Below are 5,989 nucleotides of genomic sequence, written 5' to 3'. Positions count from 1 at the left end.
TTTCGGGGGCCCGATTTGATGAGATTAAATGCCGGAAGGGAAGAGCCGTCATAGCACCGTATGTTTTTGGGGTCATCCTAGTGTTAATGCAAACATTAGGTTTAAACAGGAGCAGATCGCCGAGACTGATATGCTCCTCTTAAGGTAAACAGGTGAAATATAAAAACCTGCTACTGAATGGGGAGCTTTATTTTGCCTAGACGACAATATTCAGCACTGGAGAAACTTGTTATCCTGGAAGAAATTGAATTGAGCTTCTGCTTGAGAAGGTTCATTTCTTCGGTGGGGAGGTCGGTTTTAATGCTGTAGGCCTCTGACTCGAAGTTTTTCTGTGAAGTGATTCGCTCACAAACGCCGAAAAATTACTTCGTCATTGGCTGGCTGTTATGAAGTTCCGATTCACGGTTGCCATTTCCGGAACAGCGAGCGATTTTGCTTCATTTGATGCCGGTTCCGGCGTCAGGACGGCGATCGAAATTGTATGTCACATATCGCAATTGTTACAAAACTGCTGTTCAGCGATTGCCGGTTCGCCGCGCGTACGGCTTGAATCTAAAGGCTGGTATGAAGAAGCGGAGCGATTTTATAAAATAGTCGAACAATTGGATCAAGCCATCTTGCAATTTATACCGGAGCAAAGCATTGTCGAAAAGCTTGTTCAGGGACCGTTAGCGGACGCGACCAGCCATATCGGCCAATTGACGCTGCTTCGCAGATTGGCAGGAAGTCCGGTTGCGTACAGAAAAAAGTACGTAAACTTTGTGATCAGACAACTTGGTGCAGGAGGGAATGGAGGATATTTTTTCCGTAACTTAGTCCACCAACAACAACAACAACAAGTATCGTCTTACAAGGCCAGTAATTCATATTATCAGGTTGATACCGTATTTGATTTATTGATCGCAGATGGTGATGAAGTGGAGAAGAAGAATATAAGGAATCAATTATTTTCCGATGATGATGTGAAAGTGAAGAAATCGATTGCCTTAGCGGATCGTTATGGCGGCAAATGAAGCCAACTTTTTTGACTGCAAATCAAGTCCGTGACTTCGATAGAGCAAGTAGAAAGGTGTTAGTATGACGATTAATATTGCCAGGTTACCTGCCTTTTCTCTTGGAGAGCTGGTACGGATCAAGCGTCGTGCTGATATGACAAAAGAATGGGTGGTGTTATTCCGTAGTTGGGCGAAGCTTCTGATGTGATTGGGGAATATCACTTGGAAGGCTTAGGAGTAACCAGGCAATCTACAAACGAGTAAATTCGATCACCAAAGCCTATTTTGGTATCTTGAATAAAAAATAGAGAGGAGGCATCGCCCTCTGGCTTTTGAAGTAGAAGCTGGAGTGGCGATGCCGACTCAGTATTTTTACTTGAATGTCATGGCGAGTTGCGATGGACGTACAATTTTCGTTTGTTTCAACCGAGCACCGAATTACCATAGATCAGAATATACGAAAGGCCAGCAACGTCTCTCGGCGGATTTGGTCTTCACCTTAAAGTTGCCCGGCATTTTTATTTTAATTACAACGTAACCCTCTAAAATAGCTTCCGGTTGTTAAATACAAAACTTAAGTGGGGTTGGGGGGAAAGAAGAAGCGGCTTTGGTGTGACGCCCATCTTTTTCTTTTATAATTACGTAAAATTGTAGTTAGACGAATTTAAAAATAGATTCATAGCATTGTTACTGTAAATAATCGTTAATTGCATTTCTGATCGCCATTGTTTTATCTTGACCTCTGAAATGTAATTATCAATAACATCATCAATCCACATTGGAGCAAAAGTATCCTGACGAAATGAAAATTCTTCTAGTTTTTAATCCATCACGATTATCCGTATTAAGACCACATTCGCCATGATGCACCGTCTATTATCGTTTGAAGTGTGTCTATGCCTTTCCGTTCCTGAGAAGTACGGCAGCCGACACACGATTGGATGCCGTAGTCTGTTGAATCATCAACTTACAATTGAGGTGCGTTAGATATTGAAAGATTCAAAATTGATTTACAGGCAAATATCGATAAAAGATCAGATTTAGACATCAATATGGTGTCATTTTTCTTATCAAGATCAAGCCTGCTGCCCAATTTCTTCACACTGCACAATGATTGGCGGGGAATGAGCGTGTCAATGAACATGCCGACTGCGCCGGTTCAACTCGATGCAAGTCTGGGCTGGGTGAATGCCGTGCAAGAGATGCTGGTTCAGGTATCGCCGGGTATCAGCATCGCGACATCTACCTGAACAGACTTACGAGACGTTTTGATAACTCCATCCTTCACAAGCCCACTCATGACTCCACTGACGGCTTCCCGAGTTACACCAAGCATGTTGGCTATCTCTTGGTGCGTAAGAGGGAGATCGATTAAAGCATAACCATCTACGATGATACCAAATTTTGAACTAAGCATCGTCAACAGATGAATCACCCGTTCGCGTAGACCGTTAAATGCAATTTGTTCTAACTGTTCTTCTCTTTCCTTCAACCGTTCACTGACCGCTTTTAGAAATTTCAACGCCAGCCTCGGTCTGCTTATCATAAGCCGGTCGAATTGCGCTTCGGATATTGAGCAAACCAGTGTTGGTTCCATGGCTTCAATGTAAACATTTTTAGTACCACACGAGAAGGAATTGATTTCCCCAAACATGTTCCCATGAGTCAATATACCTAGAGTGAACTGTTTCCCACTGTCATTTAATTTGTATACTTTAAGCTTGCCTTCTTTGACGAAAGAAAGACTTTTGAGAATGGTATCAGGTGTTTGAACCAATGCGTCTTTCGGTACCCAATTGAAATGGCGAATGGTATTTAGTAAATCAATTTCCTTCATTTCTTCACTGGTCATTTCTTCAAAAATGCTGATTTGAGATAAATACCATAATTTATTCATTTGGCATTCCTTCATGTAACAATCCTCCATTTCAGGGAAAAGGTATCTCAATCTTATAGAATTTTTTGTCCATTCATCATGCTCTATAAGGCTCATTATGTCAATGCATCCTAGGCTTCTCAATTATAGTGACGTCACGATTTCCAAAACTTCTGACGGTTCCATTCTCGTTCTGTGATTAATATCTGAAAACTCAGGCATTGATTCGGTTGTTCTGATCGATGACATAAGTCGCAGGGACAGGCAGTTCAAACGAATCATCTCCATTTATATTCGGTAACATGCTTAAAATGCCTTGCATGAAATCGGGGAGTGTATATTTCAAGTTATACATTTCAGCCACTTTATTTTGGCGATCACTTTCACTTACCACAATATAACTCAGTCCTTGCTTTTCTTTTAGCGATAAAGAATTATCTGGCGTCTGAGGACTGATAGTTATAAGTTGGGCACCCGCTGACTTAATATCAGTCATGAAGCGTTCATAGGCTTTTAATTGCAAATTACAAAATGGACACCATTCTCCTCTGTGGAAAATGAAAATGATAGGACCTTTAATCAATTCCTCTGATAACGTGATCCATTTTCCAGTCGCGTTTTCCAATGTGAAATCCGGTGACACATTCCAGATGTTTAGTCCCTTGCCTACACCTTTGTTACGAAAGTCTTCTAAGAATTTTCCAAACACGGCAGATGCGTACGAATTGTTTGAGTTTATGGCCTGAACTTCCAATTCCAATCCTTCTTCAATGTTGGTTTCACACCTTTTTTTAGTCTTTCATCGTAACAATGTAGCAATTATAAAATAATGATTCTGTAATATAGTTTACAGACGTCAATTGGTTATGTAGTTATGATCAATACGTACCGATCCTAAATTCGTCCGGTCCGCTTTTTATTCGGGTCACGGCATCGCCAAAGTCATCGAGTCTGACCTCTAGATGCAATGGTCATATCATGAGCTTCCACGAGCAATAGACGAACCATCCGGCGACCCAAAAACGCTGTTCCTCCTAAAACGAGTATCTAGATCCGTATTCTCCTTTCACGTTTGCATTCTTATTTTTTAATTATAGAATTTTCTCCCGCCAGGAAAAAAGATGTGGTTAATTGATAACCCATTGTCCATGGCAGGCTGCCTGATTCTTGCAGATTAACATGCCGGCCGAATCGGTGTCAGTAATCTACTTTACATAGTTCTGCCGTTTTACACAATTTCAAAAATAAAAATGGAGAATTGTAAACTACATTACATAACTCCGATTTTTTTGAGAATTATAATCAAGCGTCAAAGCCCGGAGGAAATTTTGCGAGAGCTAAAAAAGCTGTAACGTTTTTTGCATCATTCATTTGTGAGCAGAATAATCGATTATGATAAGAACTGACATGTCTGATCGAGCTGCTTCCGCGATTTTCGCCGCAGTTGAACCCAAGTTGCTACAGCTTCGGGTGCTTGCTCCGGAACGATCCCTAAGGGTTCTTATGCCCACGAGACACTTGAAGCGTATACTGCAGAATTTGATTGAGAACGCCGTAAAAAAATGTCCGAATATTTTATCGTTTGGAGGAAGCAAAAGATTATGGGTATCGTGCATGCAAACGTTGCAGACCAGAGTGTGTGTCCGTATCTGAATCCGTTCCTACCCGCACCTACGCTTCGCTTCATTCATGTTGGTACGCCCGCATCACGCTACATGAGGACTTTGATCCGCAGTTGCTCTGTGAAGCCGTCGAGGCGTTAAGTGAAAGATGCCGACGCTTTTTTGGATTCTCAGCGTGTCTACCTGGCAACGGGGGTTCTATATTAAATGTAAGTTAAGAAGGAGAGAATATATCATGACAATGACCAAGGAAGAAATTTTGGAAGTTCATCGTTTTCGGCATGCAACCAAAGAATTCGATCCTAGCAAAACCATCTCCGACGACGACTTTGAATTTATTTTGGAAACGGGCCGGCTCTCGCCCAGCTCGTTTAGCACTGAGCCGTGGAGATTTGTTGTTGTTCAAAACGAACAGCTTCGGAACAAAATAAAAAACTCTTCGTATGGAGCGGCCAGCAAACTGCCGGAGGCCAGTCATTTCGTCATTATTCTGGCCCGGACCCCACTGGATATAAGATATGACTCCGCCTACCTGAAGGAGCAGCAGGTCAGAGACGTTCCGAAGGAATACCTAACAAGGCGGCTTGAAATACTTGAAGAGTTCCAGAGACATGATTTCAAGCTCCTGGATCATGAACGCTTTCTTACCGATTGGGCCGTCAAGCAGACGTATATACCGCTTGCGAACATGATGACGGCTGCGGCGCAAATCTGCATTGACTCATGTCCGATCGAAGGCTTTGACATTGAGAAAATGAACCAGCTGTTAGACGAGGAAGGGCTGCTGGAAGACGGACACTTTACCATCTCGGTCATGATTGCCTTCGGTTATCGCAAAAAAGAGCCGGGACCGAAAACACGTAGACCGTTTGATGATGTTGTGAAGTGGGTCAAATAAATATAATATGGTGGCATGTGTACCGGCGTAGGGGAGATGAATCCTTGCTCCGCTTTTTTTCATGCACAACGTTAGAATAATCGAAGCGAACGCTTGATTAAGTCGACTGTGATTGGAAGAAAGTTTAGCAACACGCCGCGCGGAGCCAAGGCAAGAGCGATCATTTACAGCATCGTGGAAACGGTGGAGGCAAATGGTCTCTTCATGATAAAAACGAGTTAACAATCACTTCAATATTCATCACATTTTTTGAACCTCTGTTAAGGCGTTTCTGACATAATGAACGCGACTCGTCATCGAAGCGTTTTCAATGAGTGAATATTTGACAGTAAGTTTTGAATAGCCGCGATTTTGTTGGCCAATTGTAATCTGGGTTACAGATAATAAAAGAATTGGGTGGTAAATTAAAATAGGAATGAACGAAATTTGTATTAAGGAGATGCTCGAAAATGAGTTATTTAGCCTTATCTGTAAAAACAGCAACGGTCACTGGAGGATCTCAGCAGTGACGTGAATGCAATTAAAAGTGCCGTTTCCCAAAAATAATGAAGAGGGTGCTTGAAGAAATGGAAGCACGATTGAACTTAACACACAAAAT

The 5,989-nt window shown here is 42.0% G+C and carries 5 protein-coding genes; 3 read left to right on the top strand and 2 right to left on the bottom strand.

Annotation, left to right across the window (positions count from 1 at the left end; genetic code table 11):
- The first annotated feature begins 386 nt into the window (after positions 1-386).
- Positions 387-1,013, top strand: a complete 627-nt coding sequence (locus GC098_RS14790) for a hypothetical protein (RefSeq protein WP_171643915.1) — start codon at positions 387-389, stop codon at positions 1,011-1,013.
- Positions 1,014-2,205: 1,192 nt separating this feature from the next.
- On the opposite strand, the gene GC098_RS14785 is transcribed toward GC098_RS14790, so the two are convergent.
- Together GC098_RS14785 and GC098_RS14780 are read right to left on the bottom strand one after the other, a co-directional pair.
- Positions 2,206-2,892 carry a Crp/Fnr family transcriptional regulator gene (locus GC098_RS14785; protein ID WP_171643914.1) on the bottom strand — a complete coding sequence of 229 codons (687 nt, stop codon included), beginning with the start codon at positions 2,890-2,892 and terminating at the stop codon, positions 2,206-2,208.
- A 193-nt stretch (positions 2,893-3,085) separates the two neighbouring features.
- Positions 3,086-3,631, bottom strand: a complete 546-nt coding sequence (locus GC098_RS14780) for a peroxiredoxin-like family protein (RefSeq protein ID WP_171643913.1) — start codon at positions 3,629-3,631, stop codon at positions 3,086-3,088.
- Between the two features lie 822 nt (positions 3,632-4,453).
- Here GC098_RS14780 and GC098_RS41580 point away from each other — a divergent pair.
- Together GC098_RS41580 and GC098_RS14770 are read left to right on the top strand one after the other, a co-directional pair.
- The gene (locus GC098_RS41580; protein ID WP_171643912.1) at positions 4,454-4,711 is read left to right on the top strand and encodes a hypothetical protein; all 258 of its coding nucleotides are present in this window, start codon (positions 4,454-4,456) and stop codon (positions 4,709-4,711) included.
- A 17-nt stretch (positions 4,712-4,728) separates the two neighbouring features.
- On the top strand, positions 4,729-5,391 hold the full coding sequence (locus tag GC098_RS14770; RefSeq protein ID WP_171643911.1) for an NAD(P)H-dependent oxidoreductase: 663 nt from the start codon (positions 4,729-4,731) through the stop codon (positions 5,389-5,391).
- The last annotated feature ends 598 nt before the right edge of the window (positions 5,392-5,989 follow it).

The organism is Paenibacillus phytorum (assembly GCF_013141715.1).
Lineage (GTDB): Bacteria > Bacillota > Bacilli > Paenibacillales > NBRC-103111 > Paenibacillus_E > Paenibacillus_E phytorum.
The sequence above is the reverse complement of the archived record's forward strand: the minus strand, read 5'-3'. Positions and strand labels throughout refer to the sequence as shown.

What these genes read in the sequence shown, in the direction of transcription:
- GC098_RS14785 (WP_171643914.1), bottom strand. Translation starts at nt 2,892, where the DNA reads ATGAATAAATTATGGTATTTATCTCAAATCAGCATTTTTGAAGAAATG.
- GC098_RS14790 (WP_171643915.1), top strand. Translation starts at nt 387, where the DNA reads ATGAAGTTCCGATTCACGGTTGCCATTTCCGGAACAGCGAGCGATTTT.
- GC098_RS14770 (WP_171643911.1), top strand. Translation starts at nt 4,729, where the DNA reads ATGACAATGACCAAGGAAGAAATTTTGGAAGTTCATCGTTTTCGGCAT.